Origin of the sequence: Vibrio splendidus (assembly GCF_002873455.1) — a bacterium.
GTDB lineage: Bacteria > Pseudomonadota > Gammaproteobacteria > Enterobacterales > Vibrionaceae > Vibrio > Vibrio splendidus_J.
In genome coordinates this window covers 260597-279474 of sequence record NZ_MCUN01000010.1, presented here as the reverse complement: position 1 = coordinate 279474, position 18878 = coordinate 260597, and the positions used below count along the sequence as shown (strand labels likewise).

At 43.1% G+C, this 18878-nt stretch carries 19 protein-coding genes; 11 read left to right on the top strand and 8 right to left on the bottom strand.

Annotation, left to right across the window (positions count from 1 at the left end; genetic code table 11):
* Positions 1-303 precede the first annotated feature (303 nt).
* Both BCU75_RS10280 and BCU75_RS10275 read right to left on the bottom strand, forming a co-directional pair.
* Positions 304-960: an NAD(P)H-dependent oxidoreductase gene (locus BCU75_RS10280; RefSeq protein WP_076674752.1), complete on the bottom strand. Its 657-nt coding sequence runs from the start codon at positions 958-960 to the stop codon at positions 304-306.
* A 323-nt stretch (positions 961-1283) separates the two neighbouring features.
* The gene (locus tag BCU75_RS10275; RefSeq protein WP_102465466.1) at positions 1284-2150 is read right to left on the bottom strand and encodes a glycerol kinase; all 867 of its coding nucleotides are present in this window, start codon (positions 2148-2150) and stop codon (positions 1284-1286) included.
* Positions 2151-2716: 566 nt separating this feature from the next.
* Between BCU75_RS10275 and BCU75_RS10270 the strand changes: the two genes are divergently transcribed.
* The 3 genes from BCU75_RS10270 (at position 2717) to BCU75_RS10260 (ending at position 6538) form a co-directional block, all read left to right on the top strand.
* Positions 2717-4612 carry a PTS mannitol transporter subunit IICBA gene (locus BCU75_RS10270; protein ID WP_076674757.1) on the top strand — a complete coding sequence of 632 codons (1896 nt, stop codon included), beginning with the start codon at positions 2717-2719 and terminating at the stop codon, positions 4610-4612.
* Between the two features lie 190 nt (positions 4613-4802).
* Positions 4803-5951 carry a mannitol-1-phosphate 5-dehydrogenase gene (locus BCU75_RS10265; RefSeq protein WP_102473765.1) on the top strand — a complete coding sequence of 383 codons (1149 nt, stop codon included), beginning with the start codon at positions 4803-4805 and terminating at the stop codon, positions 5949-5951.
* A 50-nt stretch (positions 5952-6001) separates the two neighbouring features.
* The gene (locus BCU75_RS10260; RefSeq protein ID WP_198593414.1) at positions 6002-6538 is read left to right on the top strand and encodes an MltR family transcriptional regulator; all 537 of its coding nucleotides are present in this window, start codon (positions 6002-6004) and stop codon (positions 6536-6538) included.
* Positions 6539-6829: 291 nt separating this feature from the next.
* Here the strand turns inward: BCU75_RS10260 and nagB are convergent, their stop codons facing one another.
* Both nagB and BCU75_RS10245 read right to left on the bottom strand, forming a co-directional pair.
* Positions 6830-7630: a glucosamine-6-phosphate deaminase gene (nagB, locus tag BCU75_RS10255; protein WP_076674764.1), complete on the bottom strand. Its 801-nt coding sequence runs from the start codon at positions 7628-7630 to the stop codon at positions 6830-6832.
* Between the two features lie 571 nt (positions 7631-8201).
* Complete coding sequence (locus BCU75_RS10245; protein WP_102466104.1) at positions 8202-8555, bottom strand: DUF413 domain-containing protein; 354 nt, start codon at positions 8553-8555, stop codon at positions 8202-8204.
* Between the two features lie 156 nt (positions 8556-8711).
* Between BCU75_RS10245 and BCU75_RS10240 the strand changes: the two genes are divergently transcribed.
* Positions 8712-9602, top strand: coding sequence for a LysR family transcriptional regulator (locus tag BCU75_RS10240; RefSeq protein ID WP_004732733.1), 891 nt, complete (start codon positions 8712-8714; stop codon positions 9600-9602).
* A gap of 305 nt (positions 9603-9907) precedes the next feature.
* Here the strand turns inward: BCU75_RS10240 and BCU75_RS10235 are convergent, their stop codons facing one another.
* Positions 9908-10111 (bottom strand): hypothetical protein, encoded by a 204-nt coding sequence (locus BCU75_RS10235; protein ID WP_004732734.1) that lies wholly within the window; start codon positions 10109-10111, stop codon positions 9908-9910.
* Positions 10112-10346: 235 nt separating this feature from the next.
* On the opposite strand from BCU75_RS10235, the gene BCU75_RS10230 reads away from it, so the two are divergent.
* From BCU75_RS10230 to BCU75_RS10220, 3 genes are all read left to right on the top strand, one after another.
* Positions 10347-11759 carry a DNA-3-methyladenine glycosylase 2 family protein gene (locus BCU75_RS10230; protein WP_102473763.1) on the top strand — a complete coding sequence of 471 codons (1413 nt, stop codon included), beginning with the start codon at positions 10347-10349 and terminating at the stop codon, positions 11757-11759.
* An 81-nt stretch (positions 11760-11840) separates the two neighbouring features.
* Entirely contained in the window at positions 11841-12323 is a 483-nt protein-coding gene (locus BCU75_RS10225) for a methylated-DNA--[protein]-cysteine S-methyltransferase (protein WP_076674774.1), read from the top strand.
* A gap of 219 nt (positions 12324-12542) precedes the next feature.
* Positions 12543-12926 (top strand): hypothetical protein, encoded by a 384-nt coding sequence (locus BCU75_RS10220; protein WP_102473762.1) that lies wholly within the window; start codon positions 12543-12545, stop codon positions 12924-12926.
* 9 nt (positions 12927-12935) lie between these two features.
* On the opposite strand, the gene nhaD is transcribed toward BCU75_RS10220, so the two are convergent.
* Both nhaD and BCU75_RS24390 read right to left on the bottom strand, forming a co-directional pair.
* Complete coding sequence (gene nhaD / locus BCU75_RS10215) at positions 12936-14375, bottom strand: sodium:proton antiporter NhaD (RefSeq protein ID WP_076674779.1); 1440 nt, start codon at positions 14373-14375, stop codon at positions 12936-12938.
* 301 nt (positions 14376-14676) lie between these two features.
* Complete coding sequence (locus tag BCU75_RS24390; RefSeq protein ID WP_165690344.1) at positions 14677-14847, bottom strand: hypothetical protein; 171 nt, start codon at positions 14845-14847, stop codon at positions 14677-14679.
* A gap of 531 nt (positions 14848-15378) precedes the next feature.
* Between BCU75_RS24390 and BCU75_RS10210 the strand changes: the two genes are divergently transcribed.
* From BCU75_RS10210 to BCU75_RS10195, 4 genes are all read left to right on the top strand, one after another.
* Entirely contained in the window at positions 15379-16116 is a 738-nt protein-coding gene (locus BCU75_RS10210) for a nucleoside recognition domain-containing protein (RefSeq protein WP_076674782.1), read from the top strand.
* Complete coding sequence (locus BCU75_RS10205; RefSeq protein ID WP_076674784.1) at positions 16116-16583, top strand: YjiG family protein; 468 nt, start codon at positions 16116-16118, stop codon at positions 16581-16583. The genes BCU75_RS10210 and BCU75_RS10205 overlap by 1 nt, the downstream gene beginning before the upstream one ends.
* Positions 16584-17228: 645 nt before the next feature.
* Positions 17229-17615 carry an MAPEG family protein gene (locus BCU75_RS10200; protein WP_004732742.1) on the top strand — a complete coding sequence of 129 codons (387 nt, stop codon included), beginning with the start codon at positions 17229-17231 and terminating at the stop codon, positions 17613-17615.
* 8 nt (positions 17616-17623) lie between these two features.
* Positions 17624-18154 carry a DNA mismatch repair protein gene (locus BCU75_RS10195; protein ID WP_102473761.1) on the top strand — a complete coding sequence of 177 codons (531 nt, stop codon included), beginning with the start codon at positions 17624-17626 and terminating at the stop codon, positions 18152-18154.
* 50 nt (positions 18155-18204) lie between these two features.
* Here BCU75_RS10195 and BCU75_RS10190 read toward each other — a convergent pair whose 3' ends face one another.
* On the bottom strand, positions 18205-18840 hold the full coding sequence (locus BCU75_RS10190) for an START domain-containing protein (protein ID WP_102473760.1): 636 nt from the start codon (positions 18838-18840) through the stop codon (positions 18205-18207).
* Positions 18841-18878: the final 38 nt, after the last annotated feature.

Sequence of the window (18878 nt, the reverse complement as noted above, 5' to 3'; positions counted from 1 at the left end):
TTTTGATCTTCTTGTTGTGTCTTTTTGACTGCCTGTGTTGTGTAATCAAAATGAATCTTAAGTGTCTTTATGACTAATAATTGTGCTAGGGCTACTCAAGGTCTTAAATCGCAGGAATAAAAAAGGCCAGACGAGTGTCTGGCCAAAACAAGGCAGTGTAATTTAACAGTCTAAAGTGCTGTTAAAACTATATTTTTGAAAAACGAAAAAGCGTTTTAAAGATTAAAGCGTTGTAGCAGTTAAGCATTGTAGCTATTAATACATAATGCATTGGAGCTATTAGCACATAATGCATTAGAGCTATTACAGTGTTGTAACCACTTCATCAAGAGCTAGGCGAGCTTTTGGTTTACCGTGGTTGTAGTCTTCGCCGTCTTTGTGGTAGCCGATAGCTAGCGCGACATCAACAACGTGGCCTTCTAGTTCGTCAGCAAATTCTTCGCCGATCATTGAAGCGTCTACGCCTTCCATAGGTGTAGAAGCGATACCAAGACGAGCCAATGTGTGCATTGTATTGCCCAGAGCGATGTAAACTTGTGACTTAGTCCAGTTACCGTTGAAACCAGTCTCATCTGTGTTCATTTCTGCAAATGCGTAAGCACCTAAGAATTGCTCGTACATTTCAGCTGGTAGGTGACCAGAGCTTACTTCTGTATCTGCGCGTTTAGCGAATTTCTCTTTAGTGTACTTAGGGTCATGAGCGAACAAGATCGTGTGTGATGCTTCTTTCGCATGTGGTTGGTTAAACTGGAACATGTTTTCGAATGTGTTGTGGAAGCGTTGTTTTGCTGCATCACTCTCAATGATGATGAATTTCCAAGGCTGAGAGTTGATAGAAGAAGCTGACAAACGAAGTGCTTCTTTGATTACTTCCATGTCTTCCGCAGAGATGCGTTTTTCGGCATCGTATTTTTTAGCTGTGTAACGAGTGTTTAGATCAGTAATGATTGGATGAGTCATGTTGAATCCTAATATCTATCAATAATAAATGTTGTAGGGTTTTATGTTCAGTCACGTCAACAATAAACGGATAACGCATTTTGGCTGTATCTCTATAGAAACCGTTCTAGAACAGTAAGTCTCTAAAAGACCGAACGCTTAAATGGCTATCGAACATGCCCCAATAAATCGAGTATCTGCGGTAGCTCAAGTCGATGGGTGTAAGATAATAGAAGATTGGCTTGGGAAAAATAGCGAACACATCAAATCACTATGGTTAATAATGTCCATAATGATTTAATTAGTGTGATCTAGATGTGTGTTGGCTTTCGAAAATCAGCCAGTTAGTACGCTTTGATTCCATATTGGCGTAGTAAAGAGGGAAGTACGCTGTCGAGGTTTGGGATATCTTCAGGGTTAAGTTCAATCAAGCTAAAACCATGCTCTTGGTAAACTTTCTTGGTCGCACTTCGTTTGTCCTCTTCTATAGGGCCTGAATCTGTTCCCCAGAACTGAATGTATACCTTGCCGCTTGGCAGATAGAAATCGCTCATTACTTCTTTTGATATCGGCAGCGGACGTTCATAGGCATGAACCACTCCCGCCATATAAAGCCAGTTATCGATGATCAGCTCGCCTTTTGAACGCACATAATGTCCATCTAAGCTTCGGTGCTTCGCTTCAAACTTCTGACGAAAACTGGAAAATGACACATCGGTAGAGTGGCTTTCAGCATCATGCCCTAGAAATTCGACAACAGATTGCTTCAAACGTTTATTGCGAACCAACGAATCGTGCCAAACCACAAATAAGTTTTGAGTGGCTTTGTCTTCCCTTTGTTCACCACCGGCTTTTAAGCCTGTAGAGGTGACATGCCAGCCGTCGTCTTCTTTTGTTATCCAGCCAAGCTCATTGAGCAATAAGTTGATTTTCTTTGCACTGAGCTGAAAGGCACCGCCGAGCTGAGTGGCGGTCAATGTGTTTCCTGAGAATGAATCCAAATCGATAAGCAGTTTCTCTGGCCAGACAATAAAGACACCGAACTTCTTGTGCTCGATGTATTCCCCACCAAAGCTTTCTCCTCGTTCTGTGAGAACCCAGCGTTCTTGTGAGCGCACGATGTAACCCGCCGATTTTAGATCGCTAAATAAAGTTTTAGCTTCTATGCCTTTTTGTTTAGCGAGTGCGGATGTGGAAATTTTGTCTGGCATAGTTTATTTCTCAATTAGCAGTAGAACTGCTGAATAATGTTGAGGGGCTGTTGTATAGAATAGATAAATACAATAACACAACTGTTGATACTAACTGCAGTTCACTGGTCTATGTTTTTAGTAGAAAGTCATGTCTTATTTTGACGTTATGGGAAATGTCGCTCTTTTTTGTAATTAAATTACACAAATGGCAATTCTTGTCATCTAGGTGCATATCTCTTGTGTGTGATACGGCGTTCTTTTGTGCGATATAAATGGAATTTAGGTGCCATCTTTTTGTAAATGTGATTTGAATCACTATTTATTTTTAAGTATTACAAAATAAAGTGCGATCTATATCACCATTAAATGAGAGTTATTCTCACTGATTTGCCTTTGTAATTTTAATTCATGGTGTTTTTGTGATCTAAATTACTCTTGTTAACCCTAAAGTGTTTTTTGAGTGTGATGCTCGTCACTAAAATTGGGTTGAGGTGCATTTTGGAAATGTTGTGATACATTTTAATCGACTTTTGAGTACACACTTTCGGTCATTTGACCAACCAATACATTACGGGGTTCTACCTATGTTATCACCAGAAGCAAAGATTAAGGTTCAAAACTTTGGTCGTTTCTTATCCAATATGGTAATGCCAAACATCGGCGCATTTATTGCGTGGGGTTTCATTACTGCACTATTCATCCCAACAGGTTGGTGGCCTAACGAAACGTTAGCATCAATGGTTGGTCCTATGATTACATACCTACTGCCACTATTGATTGGTTACACCGGTGGTAAAATGGTTGGTGGTGACCGCGGTGCGGTAGTGGGTGCCATCACGACAATGGGTGTTATCGTTGGTACTGATATCCCAATGTTCATGGGTGCAATGATTGTAGGTCCACTAGGTGGTATCGCAATTAAGAAATTCGATGAAGCTGTTCACGGTAAAGTGAAGAGTGGTTTCGAAATGCTAGTGAACAACTTCTCTGCCGGTATCATCGGCATGATCTGTGCGATCATCGCGTTCATCGTGATTGGTCCTGCGGTTAAGATTCTATCTGGCGGACTTGCTGCTGGCGTAAACGCAATGGTAGATGCGGGTGCATTACCTCTAGCATCTATCTTTGTTGAACCTGCGAAAATTCTATTCCTAAACAACGCAATCAACCACGGTATCTTTTCTCCACTAGGTATCCAGCAATCGGAAGAAATTGGTCGTTCGATTTTCTTCCTAATTGAGGCGAACCCAGGTCCTGGTTTTGGTCTTCTACTTGCTTACATGGTGTTTGGTAAAGGAAGCGCGAAGCAATCTGCGGCTGGTGCATCAATCATCCACTTCCTAGGTGGTATCCACGAAATTTACTTCCCTTACGTTCTAATGAACCCACGTCTAATTCTTGCGGTAATCGCAGGTGGTATGGCTGGCGTATTCACTAACGTAATGTTCGATTCTGGCCTTATATCTCCAGCATCACCAGGTTCTATCTTCGCAGTCTTACTGATGACGCCAAAAGGTTCTTACATCGGTGTTGTATTGTCAGTTATCGCAGCAACAGCAGTATCTTTCGTAGTGGCTTCAATCCTACTTAAGACTTCAGCTCAAGGTGATGACGAAGACTCTCTAGAAAAAGCGTCTGCACAGATGAAAGACATGAAAGCGTCGTCTAAAGGTGCTGCATCAGAAGCAAACGTAAACCTAGCAGATGTAAAAGCAGTTTATGTAGCATGTGACGCGGGTATGGGTTCAAGTGCGATGGGTGCGGGTCTGCTACGTAAAAAAGTAGCAACAGCTGGCCTAGACATTGAAGTAACCAACTACGCAATCAACAACCTACCGGCTGATTCGCAAATTGTTATTACGCATAAAGACTTAACAGACCGTGCTCGTAAAACTGTACCAGGTGCGATGCATATGTCTCTAAGCAACTTCTTAGACGGCGGCGTTTACGACCAGCTAGTTGTAGAACTTGTAGATGCTCAGTCTACGAATGCTCAAAGTGGTGAAGCGAAAGTAGAAGCTCCGGCTCCAGCACAAAAAGGCAACAAGCTTGCACTCACTGATGACAGCATCTTCCTTGGCCTTAAAGCGACTCAAAAAGAAGACGCAATCAAGTTTGCTGGCGAACAATTAGTAAAACTTGGCAACGTATCACCAGAATACGTAGACGGCATGTTTGCTCGTGAAGAGCTTGTGTCTACTTACCTAGGTGAGTCTATCGCAGTACCACACGGCACAATCGAAGCGAAACAGTACGTACAAAAAACCGGCATCGTTTTCTGTCAGTACCCTGAAGGTATTCAGTGGGGCGAAGATGAAGATGATATCGCGAAGATGGTTATCGGTATTGCCGCACAAGGCGATGAGCACAACATGGTGCTGATGGCTATTACCAATTCACTTGATGACGAAGAAGCAGTGGAATGCTTACAGAACACAACTAACCCAGATGATGTTCTGCGTATTCTAAACGGAAATTAATACGCTCTAGTCAAGCTCCCGAGTGAAGGAGGCCGGTGTCCCCCCACTGGCCTCATTTTCGGTCTTACTCTTTATCGGTTTTAAAGATTCAGTCTGAATAGCTTACTGTTTAATGCTTAAAACGACGATTTCAAGGCATGTTGTTGAGTGGTTAGCTATCTAGATTCAAATATTTATAAGGTCTAAAATTATGAAAGCGTTACATTTTGGTGCAGGTAATATCGGTCGTGGTTTCATTGGTAAGCTTCTTTCTGATGCTGGTATGAAGGTTACGTTTGCAGACGTAAATGAAACGGTTGTTAATGCGTTAATTGAACGTCAAGAATACCCAGTAAAGATTGTTGGCGAAGAGTGTGTTGTTGAGATCGTGAAGAACGTAACAGCAGTTAACTCGGCGACAAGCGCAGTGGTAGATTGCATTGCTGAGTCTGATCTTGTGACAACAGCAGTTGGTCCTACGGTTCTTAAAATCATCTCTAAGTCTATCGCTCAAGGCATTGAAAAGCGTGCAGCAGCAAACAACACTGCACCAATGAACATCATCGCGGCAGAGAACATGGTTCGCGGTACTAGCCAATTAAAAGCAGCAGTGTTAGAGCATCTTTCTGATGAAATGAAAGCGTTCACTGAAGAGCACATTGGCTTTGTTGATTCAGCGGTCGACCGTATTGTTCCACCAGCAGAAGCGGGCGAAACCGATCCTCTAGCGGTAACCGTTGAAACGTTCAGCGAGTGGATCGTAGACCAAACACAATTCAAGGGTGAGATTCCAAACATCCCAGGTATGGAATGCACTGACAACCTAATGGCTTTCGTTGAGCGTAAACTATTCACGCTAAACACAGGTCACTTGGTAACGGCTTACCTTGGTGTGCTTGCGGGTCATGAGACTATTAAAGACTCTATCGAAGATGACGTGATCCGTGCTGAAGTAACAGCGACGATGGAAGAGAGCGGTGCGGTTCTGATTAAGCGTTACGGATTTGATCCAGAAGCTCACGCTGCCTACATCCAAAAGATTCTTGGTCGTTTTGCTAACCCGTTCCTACGTGATGAAGTAGACCGTGTTGGTCGTCAGCCAATTCGTAAACTGAGCCCACAAGACCGTCTAGTTAAGCCTCTGAATGGCACGTTAGAGTATGGTCTACCGAATGCTCACCTAGTAAGAGCAATCGCTGCTGCGTTCCATTACAAGAATGAAGACGACCCACAAGCGGTTGAACTTCAAGCAATGTTCGCAGAAAAAGGGTTTGCTGAGACATTAGCGCATTATTCTGAGCTGAATAGTGACTCAGAAGTTGTTAAACTAGCGGAAGAAGCTTATCTAGCATTGAAATGATAAACCATCAAAGTGCCACACCAGTGGCACTTTCTTATTGTCGAGCCGTTATGCCAATACAAACTAGCCACGAAACTGAATTACTCGAAGCCCTATCTGAAGCTGAGAGCGCTAGCGCCTGTCTAATGGCGGCTTACGATGCATTGGACGACACGGTAGATGCCGTATTAAAAAACATTTTTAAGAAAGACGACACGGCAATTAAATTCGTTGTTGAACCACTTCTCAACAGTGGTGGGCCGTTAGGCGAGATTATGATCCGCGCTAAGCTGCTATTAGGGCTTGGTGTGATCAGTAAAGAACTCTACGATGATTTAGAGATTTTCGTTACCTTGAAAGAGTGGGCAAAAATACAAGGTGAAGACACCAGCTTCACAGAAGTCGACGTTATATTTGAGCTCAATAAGGTGCAGGCGATTCAACGCATAATGCCTATCGAATATGACGCAGAGATGGTGGAAACCATGTCGGGCCCAATGCTTCAAATGTTCTTGGGTCGACACAATCAGAAAGTGAAGTCGACGATCGTTTTGGCTATCACTGACATTATCACTACGTTATGCCGAGATAACGCTCTGAGTTCTTAGCTCTTCTTTTTCGTCCTACGTATCGCGTCTTCCTCATACGTAGTCAGCAGTTGCTCGTTTGTTTCATTCCAAAGCTTAAATGATAGCGGTTTCTCTCGTTGGAGAAATCGCTTTGTTGTTTTTGTGCCCCTTAAGATGCTCGAAAGTTCTCCTCATTAAATACAAAAGCAGCAGGCACAAAAAAGCCACATTCAGTGGCTTTTTCTATTCAGACGCTTTTCTATTGCAAACGCCCTTCTATTCAAGACGCTCTTTCTATTAAAAAAGCTCTTCTATGCAAGACTATAAGGATTATAGGTCTTGGATGTTCTCAGCTTCTAGCTCTTGGAAGTAGCGTAGAGTCTTAACTTTTAGCTCTTGTTGAGCTGGCTCATCAGCAACGATGATAGCTTTACGGTGCATCTGTAGAGCGGTAACAGTCCACATGTGGTTTACAGAACCTTCGATAGCCATTTGAAGCGCTTGTGCTTTGTTGTGGCCTAGAGAAAGGATCATCACTTCTTCAGCATCTAGAAGAGTAGCAACACCGATAGTTAGTGCGTATTTAGGAACTTGGTTGATGTCGCCATCGAAGAAACGAGAGTTCGCGATACGAGTGTCTTCAGTCAACGTCTTGATACGAGTGCGTGAAGATAGAGAAGAACCTGGTTCGTTGAATGCGATGTGGCCGTCGATGCCTACGCCGCCCATGAACAGGTTAATTTTGCCGTATGAACGGATTTTCTCTTCGTATGCTGCACAGTGAGCATCGATGTCTTCAGCTTTGCCGTCTAGCAGGTTGATGTTTTCTGCTTGAACATCAACGTGGTTGAAGAAGTTCTCGTGCATGAATGTGCGGTAAGACTCTGGGTGGTTTGGTTCGATACCAACGTACTCATCCATGTTGAATGTTACAACGTGCTTGAAGCTTACTTCGCCAGCTTTGTAAAGTTCAATTAGCTCAGCGTAAGTAGTTAGAGGTGTGCTACCAGTAGGAAGACCTAGTACAAATGGACGCTCAGCAGTTGGAGCGAATTTGTTGATCGAATCTGCGATATGACGAGCAGCCCATTTACCTACTTTTGCTTTGTTGCTTAATGGAATAAGTCTCATTGATTTTGCCCCTAGAAATTAAATTTTATAGTGTTCTGAAACATTAATTCGCATTATAAAATAAGTTGTCGTGTTCCGCTATTGTTTTAGGTCAAGTTTTTACTTTTTTCGTCGTATCTGTGATTAGAACTCTCAAAATTGCACAATTATTGTATGGATATTTGGTAGCGTTAAACAAGATTAATACGTTTGTCATATATCATCAGGTGGGTTTGATTCAGGGTCTGAAAGATCAACAAGCTTTGTTGGTTTGTTGGTTTGTTGGTTTGTTGGATAGTCAGGAGTGCAATGAACATATGATCAAAGAGTGGTGGTTATGTGGTACTGCCGTGCAAAAAAGAAGAGAAAAAGTGAGGAAGTTTCACCGATAGGCATGAATTAACATCGGTATATTTAAGAATAGTGGTTATTCAAAGCTATCACTATGAATTATCTATAAATATTGGTAAAACTGGATAGGTTGACTAAACTTACTAATTACGAAGAAGATGCGTGTTTGTTTTAAGTTGCCGCTAACCTGCTATGAACAAAAAAAGCCCAAAGTGATGAGGTATCACTTTGAGCAGTTTTACTAATCTTCTAACACTAACTCTCTTTCGTATTCTTCCGTAGGCACTTCACCGCGTTTGCAGCCGTTTAGGGTATGAAAGCGACGACGTCCACGAGCCAGTTGAATGTATTTTAACCAAACACGGTCTAACTTGGATTTCGCCTTGTGAGGATGAGCCAATACTTTGATGAAGTGCCTTTCTTCAGCATTGGTTGGTGTTAGTTCACCAGTCTCAAGTGCAAGCATAGTGTCACCAAACAAGGTTAGGATTTCTTCTTCTGAAAGAGTAAAATCACCTGACTTAGCGAACCCTCGTGGGAATTTAATGGTGTCATAAAAACGTTTTTTTCCGTGTCGGAATTCGGTCTCAGACATATCAGCCTCAGTAATGTGGTTAGATAGAAATTAGTGTTTATTGCTCACGCGAAAATATTGTTAAAAGGCTAAAATAGGAAACAAAACGTTTTTGCCTTTACGATAAACAATCCTAGATCGGCTATTTAGCAGATTTATTACAGAGATGTATTTTTGATGGATGTGAAAGTATTTAGAACCTTTCTTGAGGTTGCAAGGGTGCGCCACTTTGGGCGCGCAGCTGAAAACTTGTATTTAACACAAGCGGCGGTGAGTGCGCGGATCAAACAGCTTGAAGGCTATTTTGATACGCAGCTCTTCATTCGTGATCGCAATAACATCAAGCTTACCTCTTCCGGTGAGCGTTTGATTGGTTATGCTGAAGTGATGGTGTCCACCTTACAACAAGCAAAATTTGAGCTGTCGTTAGAGAGTGGAAAAGCTTTGCAGTTAACGCTGGGTGGTACGCCGAATATTTGGGATGCGTATCTGCAAAACTGTTTAAGCGTAGTGACCGACTCTTTTGGTGGTTACGGCTTTATGGCAGAGGTGATGGGGCGCGAGCAACTGAACCGTAATTTGCTAGAGCGAACCTTAGATATGGCTTTCGCCTTCGATCAAATTAAAGCGGAAGAGCTAAACTGTAAAAAAGTCGCTGATTTGGTTTTGGTGTTGGTATCAACGCAGCAAGATGATCTGGAATCTGTGTTCCAACATAAGTATGTGTATGTCGATTGGGGAACGCGCTTCGGTTCAGAACATGCAGAACGTCACCCAAAAGTGCCAGCTCCGTATTTACGTACCTCTACGGCTCGTATTGCCCTCGATTTCATTTTAGAGAAAGGTGGCAGTGCGTATTTACCTGTTTCTATGGTTGAACCTTTTATCGACTCAGGTCAGCTGCATAAGGTGAAAGGGGTTGAAGATTGGTATCGCCCAATTTATCTCAGCTACCGCAAAAGCAGCACCTCGGTTGATGCGATCATGCAGGTTGAGAAGCTGGTGAATGAGATTGACCCATCGACCGCTTATACGTTGCAGCAAGCCGCTGAACAAGCACCAGAGTAACGGCTATGTTGTAATGAATATCGTGAGTTGCAACCAATATCGCTTGTTGAAATATGCGTTGCTGAATTAACGTTGTTGATTGGATAAAAAATGGCTCCTAACTAGTTATATAGTTGGGAGCCATTTTTGTTTTTAAACCAGAGATGAACTTCATTGCCGAATCAGAGATAGCCCTCACTCGGATAAAATCGTTTAAGCCTGGTATGTGTAACCTTCTTCAAGGCTCTATCACTTCAAAGCACTATACTTTTAAAGGACTGTTCTTCGAAAACTCTACTCTTCAAAAACTCTATTCTTCGAAAGTTCTAGAGATTCATCAGGTTCTCAATAGACTCTTCAAGAGAGTGTGACAGGTATGAATGGATTTGATTGCCATCCGTTGCGTCAATCTCAATTTTAGAAATCCCTTTACTTGCTTCGTCTTCAAGAAAGCTGAGAGACTGCTCGACTGATTGACTGGTGAGAACCTGTTGGTTTGATAAAACAATACGACACGTGTGAAGAACCATAGCCTTTTCCTTTTTATATTCGACAGGTCTCTGCATCTTAGTGTGCTAAGTACCTATCGTTGACGTTGTGAGAAGAATTTTTTCTCAAGGTTAAATTTAGTCGAATTGCGTAAAAAGAAAACCCTTTTTTGTGATTTATCTAACCTTCAGTTCCGAAAGTGGCTAGCGACAATGACAGTTCGCGGTAAACTTTGAGGTATCGAGTAAAAGTTATGGCAAATAGGACGAGCGCAGTATGTCTAAAAATATTCATCACAACAGTACGTTAACGAGTGAGCAGTGCCATTTGGCTCGATATGCGCGAGACGCTCGCTTTGATGGGATGTTTTTTACGGCAGTAAAAACCACCGGAATTTTTTGTCGTCCAATTTGCCCTGCAAGCCCACCCAAAGAAGAAAACGTCGAGTATTTTTCGCATCAAGCTCAAGCCTTGAAAGCTGGGTATCGCCCATGTTTGCGTTGCCGACCTGATAGCGCGCCTTTTTCTCCTGCATGGAAGGGGGTTGAAACGACTTTCTTGCGTGCTTTACAGTTGATTGATCATGGTGCGCTGAACTCAGGGTCAATCGTCGACCTTGCCACGCGATTAGGTATTTCAGATCGTTATCTACGAACCCTATTCGACAATTACATTGGGGTGTCACCGAAGCAATATAGCCTTTATAGCCAATTGATGTTTGCCAAGCAGTTGCTGCACACTAGTAGCATGAGCATTACTGATGTTGGCTTTGCAAGTGGCTTTAATAGTACGCGACGTTTTAATGATGCCTTTCAAAAAGAGTTGCAGCTCTCGCCAAGCCAAATCCGACGAGCAAAGCCAAATAACAATTTGAGCAATCATATTCAGCTAGGCTTTCACGGCCCATTAGATTGGAAGCATTTGTTGGGCTTTTATCGACGAAGAATGATTGAAGGTTTAGAAGACGTTGGCGAAGATTATTATAAGCGCACGGTCAATGTGAACGGGTCAAAGGGCTGGTTCAAGGCAACTTTGGTCAAAGAGAATCGCTTAGATATTGAATTTGAGTTGGACGATATAAGCCAGTTAAGAAGCTTGATTGCTAACATTCGACGCATGCTTGACCTTGATGTCGACATTGCTAAGGTCGAAGCCTTCTTTACAAGCATTGACCCCAACTTGGTGGCTAAGAGTGGCATCCGTATTCCTGGCGTGTGGAGTGCTTGGGAAGCAGGAGTGAGAGCGATCCTCGGGCAGCAAGTCTCGGTTACAGCAGCCATTGGTCAGCTTAACTTGTTAGTACGAGAGCTATCAGCTTTAAAAGATCAGAGTGACTTACAAATAAATTCAGATGTATCCGAGAAAGCGCATTTCCCAACGCCTAAACAGATAGCGGAGGCTGATGTTAGCTTCTTGAGAATGCCGGGAAGTCGGAAAGAGACTCTAAAGCGTTTTGCCGAATACATGGTCGACAACGAATCCGAACACCCTTCTAAATGGATAGAACTAAAAGGCATTGGGCCTTGGACGATTCAATACGCGCTGCTTCGTGGGTTAAGTGAACCTAACCACTTGTTGGTTGGCGACTTAGTGGTGAAGAAGTTTATTGAGCATCGCCCTAAGATTAATACAAAGAGTGTTTCGCCTTGGGGAAGCTACGCCACGTTCCATTGCTGGAATCAGTCTTAATAGAATGAGCACCCACAAGCATTGGCAATCCACAAACATCTGCAATCCACAAACATATGCAATAGCAGGCTAGGAGATATTATGGCTAACCGTTTTACTTATTATGAGAGCCCATTGGGAACCGTGACTTTACAGGCGAACGATGAAGGGCTGCTTGGCCTTTGGTTTGAAACATACACCACCAAGCCAGAACAGCTAGGCGTTCAAGATGACAGCTTTCCGATTTTTGAATCGGTCATTGACCAGCTCAACCGTTATTTTTCTGGTGAAGTTATCCAGTTTTCTGTGCCGATCGCAGCCAAGGGCACTCCATTTCAGCAGTCGGTTTGGCAGGCGTTGACGACCATTCCTTATGGAGAAACATGGAGTTATGCTCAATTGGCCGACGCGATTGGTAACCCAAAAGCGGTGCGTGCAGTGGGTTTAGCGAATGGAAAAAATCCGGTGTCAGTGATTGTGCCGTGTCATCGTGTGATTGGTAAAAATGGTCAGTTGACAGGTTATGCCGGTGGTGTTGAACGTAAACAGCGCTTATTGGTGATTGAGGGGAGAGAATTAAATTAGGAAGTTGTATAGATAGCGATTTGAAGCATTCTTCTGTGAATAAAGGTGGAAGATTCTGCACGATTCAGGATGGATCTCAAGGACGCTCAAACTGTGACTTTGCAGTTAAAACGAGACCTTGCAATAAAAATGTGACTTTGCAATAAATTCGTTACTTCCTGGAAAATACTTGTCTGGTTGCATATTATTTAACTATGTTCTCTAGGCAAGGATGCCCAAATGAATAGCCACTATTCACTTATACTCTGCTGTAGTAGCACACTATTGCTTACGGGCTGTTTAACCGACACCAGTCGCCCTTTCGAAGTGCCACAGCTTGCTCTGTTCAAAGGTGTGTTTGAGAACGCAGATAATAACAGTTATTTACTTTTTGAGTCTGGGCAAGTGACCTATCAAACAACGGATAACTCGGTAACTCGAACCTATAGTGTTGATGAAGACTTGATTACCATTGAGTTCAATTCAGGAAGCAGCCGAACTGACTCTAGGCTAGTGATGCGAATTCAACAACAGGGTGAGATGTTAACTTGCAACCAGTGTCCAGCGATACAATTGAGTAACGTCTGGACACGCGTCGAGAAGCCTCTAACCGATATGCCTTAGGGCGTTTTACTAGAAAAGATTGCCATTAAGCCATAGGTGAGCGGCGATACTGACGGCATAGCCAATCATGATCACTGGCATCCATTTCAAGTGACCAAAGAAGGTGTACTTGCCATGCGCTGCTCCCATTAATGCCACTCCTGCAGCACTACCTATAGACAATAAGCTACCGCCGACACCTGCGGTTAATGTAATCAGTAGCCAGTTGCCCATCGACATTTGTGGTTCCATTGATAGCACGGCAAACATTACCGGAATGTTATCGACAATCGCCGATAAGAACCCCACCATGACGTTAGCCCAAATTGGGTCCCATTGGCTATACATCACGCCTGAGGCCAATTCTAAGTAACCAAGTAAACTCAAGCCACCGACACACATTACCACGCCGTAGAAGAACAACAACGTGTCCCATTCGGCATGCGAAACTCTTCGAAATACATCAAATGGAACAACAGAACCGAGTCGCTTCAGGGCACCCTCATCGTTATTGGCGATCGCCACCGCTTTTTTCTTCGCGAGTGAGTTGGGTAAGGTCTTACGTAAGTAATAACCAAAGAACTGCAGGTAGGCGAGCCCCATCATCATCCCCATCACTGGAGGGAAGTGGAGTACAGCATGGAAAGCAACCGCGGTAGCGATCGTCATGATGAACAAGAACACGATGCGTCTTGCACCGCGTTTTAATTCAACATGTTGGTGAACCGTGTCGGGTTGGGTTGTGGGAACAAAGTAAGACATGATCAACGCAGGGACGAGGTAATTCATCACTGAAGGAATAAACAAAGGAATGAACTCACTAAAACTCACATAACCAGCCTGCCATACCATTAGCGTTGTGATGTCACCGAATGGACTGAACGCACCGCCAGCATTAGCGGCTATCACGATATTCACACAAGCTAGGTTAACGAATTTAGGGTTGGAGCCTGCGACCTTAAGAACCACAGCACACATCAATAGAGCTGTCGTGAGGTTATCGGCGATAGGTGAGATAAAGAAGGCCAGAATACCGGTTATCCAGAACAGAGAGCGGAAATTAAAGCCTTTGCCTACCATCCACGCTTGCAGCGCATCAAACAATCTTCTCTCTTCCATGGCACTGATGTATGTCATGGCGACGAGTAGGAAAAGTAATAGCTCGGCGTATTCCAGAAGGTTGTGTTCGAGTGCTTGTTTGGCGACTTCAACAAGGTTGTGTTCTTGGTAGGTAAAACCAATAATTATCCAGATTAGGCCCGCCGCAAGTAGAACAGGCTTGGATTTTCGGAGCTTTAAGTATTCTTCCATCATCACCACTATGTAGGCGACAACGAAAATGGTCAGCGACAGGTAACCAGCAAATGAACTGGTTAGTTTGAGCGGCTCTCCTAGCTGAGAAGTGGCAGCGCCTGCTACCGTAGAAAAAAATAATAAAGAGAGAACAGCAGAAAGCTGGATACCTAACATGGATTACGCTCCGAAGTTAATAAGTTATTAACACGGGTAAAAGCGTAGACCTAAATAACCATGTTCAGTGTGATAGATATCTTAATAATTCAATAGATTATATAGAAAACAGTCGATTGGGTTAAAACGTGAGGTCACAGTGAAAGCCGCCGATTATAGGAACTTCGTCGTTCACAGGAAAACGATCGATCATAGGAAGCTCGTCAATTATAGGGAAAATGGAGATTATAGAGAAAATAGAGGTTAGGGGAAAAGCCCTACCGGATGTAGTACCGATAGAGCTTTCCCTAAATTGCCAACATCATGCTGCATTACGATCAAACGTCATTGCTTGTTCTGCGGCACATATTTCAACAGGCCAGCCATAGGATTGGTATTCCATTGCGAGCTTGTCCGCAACTGCGCAAGAAACTGTTGCTGTAATCCACATGCCTTGGCCCATTACTTGATATTTAAGCGTTTTCATTTCCATTATCATCACCGTTCACCTTCGATTTTGGCAGCGCGAATTCTATAGCACCTCTAAGGGCTGAAATTTCGAATTAAGCTCAAATTCTTTATAAAATGGCTCACTATTTAAGCTTTGTTCAAAACTTATCTAACAACGGGTAAACGGTTACATTTTAGAAACGTAACCACGATTTAGACCGCTGTATTATGACCGAATTAAAATTGAACAAAAAAACCTGTAAGAGATCACTTACATCATTATCAGAGATCAGACTAGGTAAAAACCTGTCATTTGAAACCTTATTTGTGTGGTGATTGTGTGCGTTTTTGGTTGCGCTGTTGAAGAGAATTTTGTTTAGTTTTGTATGTGAAATATTCTAATTATTTTAGCGTATACCTCTGCTTTTAAATCTAAATCACAGTTTTATATGTTGCTGAGGTTCTTTTGTTTAAACCGATACGCTATTTGATTTTGGTCATTAACCTTTTGCTCATTAGTTTGCACTATCTATACGTGTTCTGTTCCACATAAACGAGATGTATAGAGGTCCTTATGACTAATCCAACCAAAACCGATCGTAAAGTCACGATCGGCAGCTATATAGCACTCGCATTCGCGATTGTGTTCTTTTCAGGCTTAATGCAGTCCAATGAATGGTATGGAGTGCTCGATTTTACGACGCTCAATGGTTCATTCGGTAAGGTCGCTTACGATGTGAGTGAATCGGCTGATGGCATCCAAGCGGCAACGACGTCACTGCGTGGTAAAGGTGGTAGTGGTGCTCGTGACGGTTTCATTTTTGCTTTGACACTTATTCCGACCGTGATGTTTGCATTGGGTATGATCAACGTTCTTGAGCATTACGGTGCACTGGACGCGGCTCGTAAACTACTGACACCTCTGCTTCGTCCTCTAATGGGTATTCCGGGTAACTCAGGTTTGGCATTGATTGCTTCTCTGCAAAGTACCGATGCGGGTGCCGCGATGACAAGACAGCTGAAAGACGAAGGGCATCTGACTAAGCGTGAAACTGATGTTTTCACCATGTTCCAGTTCACGGCGGGTGCGGCAATCGTTAACTTTTTCTCTTCAGGTGCGGTGCTGTTTACTCTAACGGCGATGGATGGTTCTTTGGCGGTGACATCGTCAATTGGCCTTGCTGTAGCCGTGATGTTTATCTTCAAATTTGTCGGTGCGAACCTATTCCGTATTTACCTCAATATTACTGAAGGCAAAGAAGACAAAACAAAATCAGACAAAGAACAAAAACTGGAAGAGGAAGTAGCATAATGAGCGACGTTAAAGCAAAGAAACCAATGGTTACTGATATTTTCGTTGAAGGTGCTAAGAAAGGCTGGGTCATTGCTACAACCTCTACAGTACCTAATGTTCTGATGGCGTTTGTGATTATTAAGGCGTTGCAGATTACTGGTGCACTGGATCTGATGGGTAGTGTGTTTGCACCTATCATGGCGGTATTTGGTTTACCGGGCGAAGCGGCAGCAGTATTGATTGGCGCGTGGATGTCGATGGGTGGCGCAGTGGGTGTGGTTATCACGCTATTTGACCAAGGCATTCTGAACGGCAACCATATTGCGATCTTGGCACCAGCTATCTACTTGATGGGTTCTCAGGTGCAATACATGGGACGCATAATGGGACCTATTGGTACTGAAGGTCGTTATATCCCTGTGATGATCGCGATTTCAGTATTGAATGCGTTTGGTGCTATGTTTTTGATGAACATTATTCTGTAACGTGGCTTTGAACGGTTAACTACTATTTGAACGGTTAGCGGCTAATAGCTTTTAGACGTTACAAAAAAGGAAACCCCGCTTGGCTTTCACCAAACGGGGTTTATTCTTTTCGTAGCCATCCTGCTACTGCGCGTTACTTATCTTTCAATAGGTAACTGGTGCTCCCTGCATCGTTCCTTGACGTGGCTAAATCCTTTAACCTATCCAATTCATCGCCTTCCTAGCGGTGTCCTTGCTAACTCATCATCCTGACAAGCGACTCAATCCTAGAGCAAAACTTCCTTGCTGATAACTCATCCTAAGCCATCAAATCTTCATCCTGAAGATACCTAATCCGTTAGGCTTTTTCCTGTTCCTGCCAACTCCTTGTCGACATGTGTATTAAACACTGCAGAGGCTTTACTCACAATCCACCTCAAGAAACAAATGTACTCACTAACCGAAAGAAATATGCGTGGATTCATACAAAACAAGGAGTTGGGTTTGTATTTTAGGAATTTTCTGCGAAGCTTGATTGTGATCTCTTACGTTCGGTGTGAGAGATCTCTTACAAGTGCTCGGGCGTGATTATCATTTTATCTCGACGGTTATTGTCGAAAAGATAAAAAAGAACACTGAGTGAAGACAAAATAATAGGGAAATATGATGGTTACAGCACTTTATGCAGCCTTGCTGACGGTCGTAATGATTTGGTTGGCGATTGAAGTTATTAAGCAAAGACGAATCAATCTTGTTGCTCATGCCGATGGTGGTGTTGAGTCATTGCAGATAGCACGTTCGGCACAAAGTAACGCAATGGATTACATCCCAATCACGGTGATTTTGATGGGGTTGTTGGAGATGAATGGTGCTGGTGTATGGCTTATTCATGTCATTGGTGTGGCGTTCATTCTGGGGCGAGTGATTCATGCTAAAGGGATCTTAGCGAAGAATTTCAAAGGCAGAAAAGTGGGGATGGTGCTAACGCTTATCTGCATGATCTCCTTGATTGTCCTAAACTTAGCTTACCTACCTTTTGATAAAATGTTCTAGGGAGCATTATGGCATTGCGCCTTCTTCCTGCTTGGGCGGTTGTCCTTGCAGGGCTAATACTCAATATCATGGCGATTGTCATGTCGAGCTTGGTGTTGGACAAAATTGAAGCGGAGAAATCGGAATATAACGATCGTAAATACGGCAATGTGTACTCTATACAACTATCCTGGAATATGATCGAAACCCTAGAACGTAAGCGTGAAGCGATTCTGATTCACCTTGATAAGCTATCCACAGAAATCGCTCAACCTGCCACTGTTCTTGATGAAGCGCTTCGCGGACAACTTCGGAGTTGGGTGAATGATGAGGTGCCGGCCATCTCGTTGGCTAATTTACCTAAGCTTATGATGCTGATAAATAGTGCCCAAGAATCGCAACGATCACGAATCGATGATTACTATTTGGATAACCTAACCTTGGTTGAGTTAATCCAAAGGCTTGATGAGAAAATGGCTTTTTATAAGAACATCGCCCTGTTTCTTCAGGTGTTTGGTCTAGCGCTTATTTTGGCTCGCGATCTCGCTAGAAGACCTTAGTCTTATCTACTTATCTACTTATCTACTTATCTACTTATCTACTTATACCGTTAGCGAGACTTACTTGGCAGGTTAGGGTGCTGCTGGCCTTGGTATTTTGGTAACTGACTTTTGAGCTTATTAAAGGTACTAAACGCATTGTTTGCTGATAATCGGTTCATCAACCAGTCAGGCAGAATCCCGCCAGCATTCGCATACGCAGTGTAACTAATATGTGTGAATCCATTTGTTAACGCATCGAGTGTCCAGAGTGCATCGACCTCTTTTATTCGGATATATCCAGGCTCTTTGGCCAAGTAATTAGAAGCATCTTTAATGGTGAGGGTGAACTGATTATCTTCAACACCATAGCTTGAGTAGGTCACCATATCGCGGTCACGAGCAGGCCAGGGGGCTTTGAATTGAGTGTATACAATGTTTTCATTGCTGGATATTTGCATTAACACTTCGCTGTTTGACACGTTGTCGATCCAGTTTGGGATATTATCGCTATCTTCCAGCAGTAATAAAAAACCTGAATAGCTGGTTTCAACTTGCATTTGCGCGCGCACTTCAACTAAACCATTACCATGATTTCTTTTATGTATTGTGATGCCATCTTCACTTTTGACGAACTGCCACGGGGTCGCGTAAGCAAGTGTTGATAGGGCATAGAAACCAAGCACCAAAATCCTAGGTAATATCATTATTCTTCCATGAAAATAAAAGCTTATCTTTTAGGAGT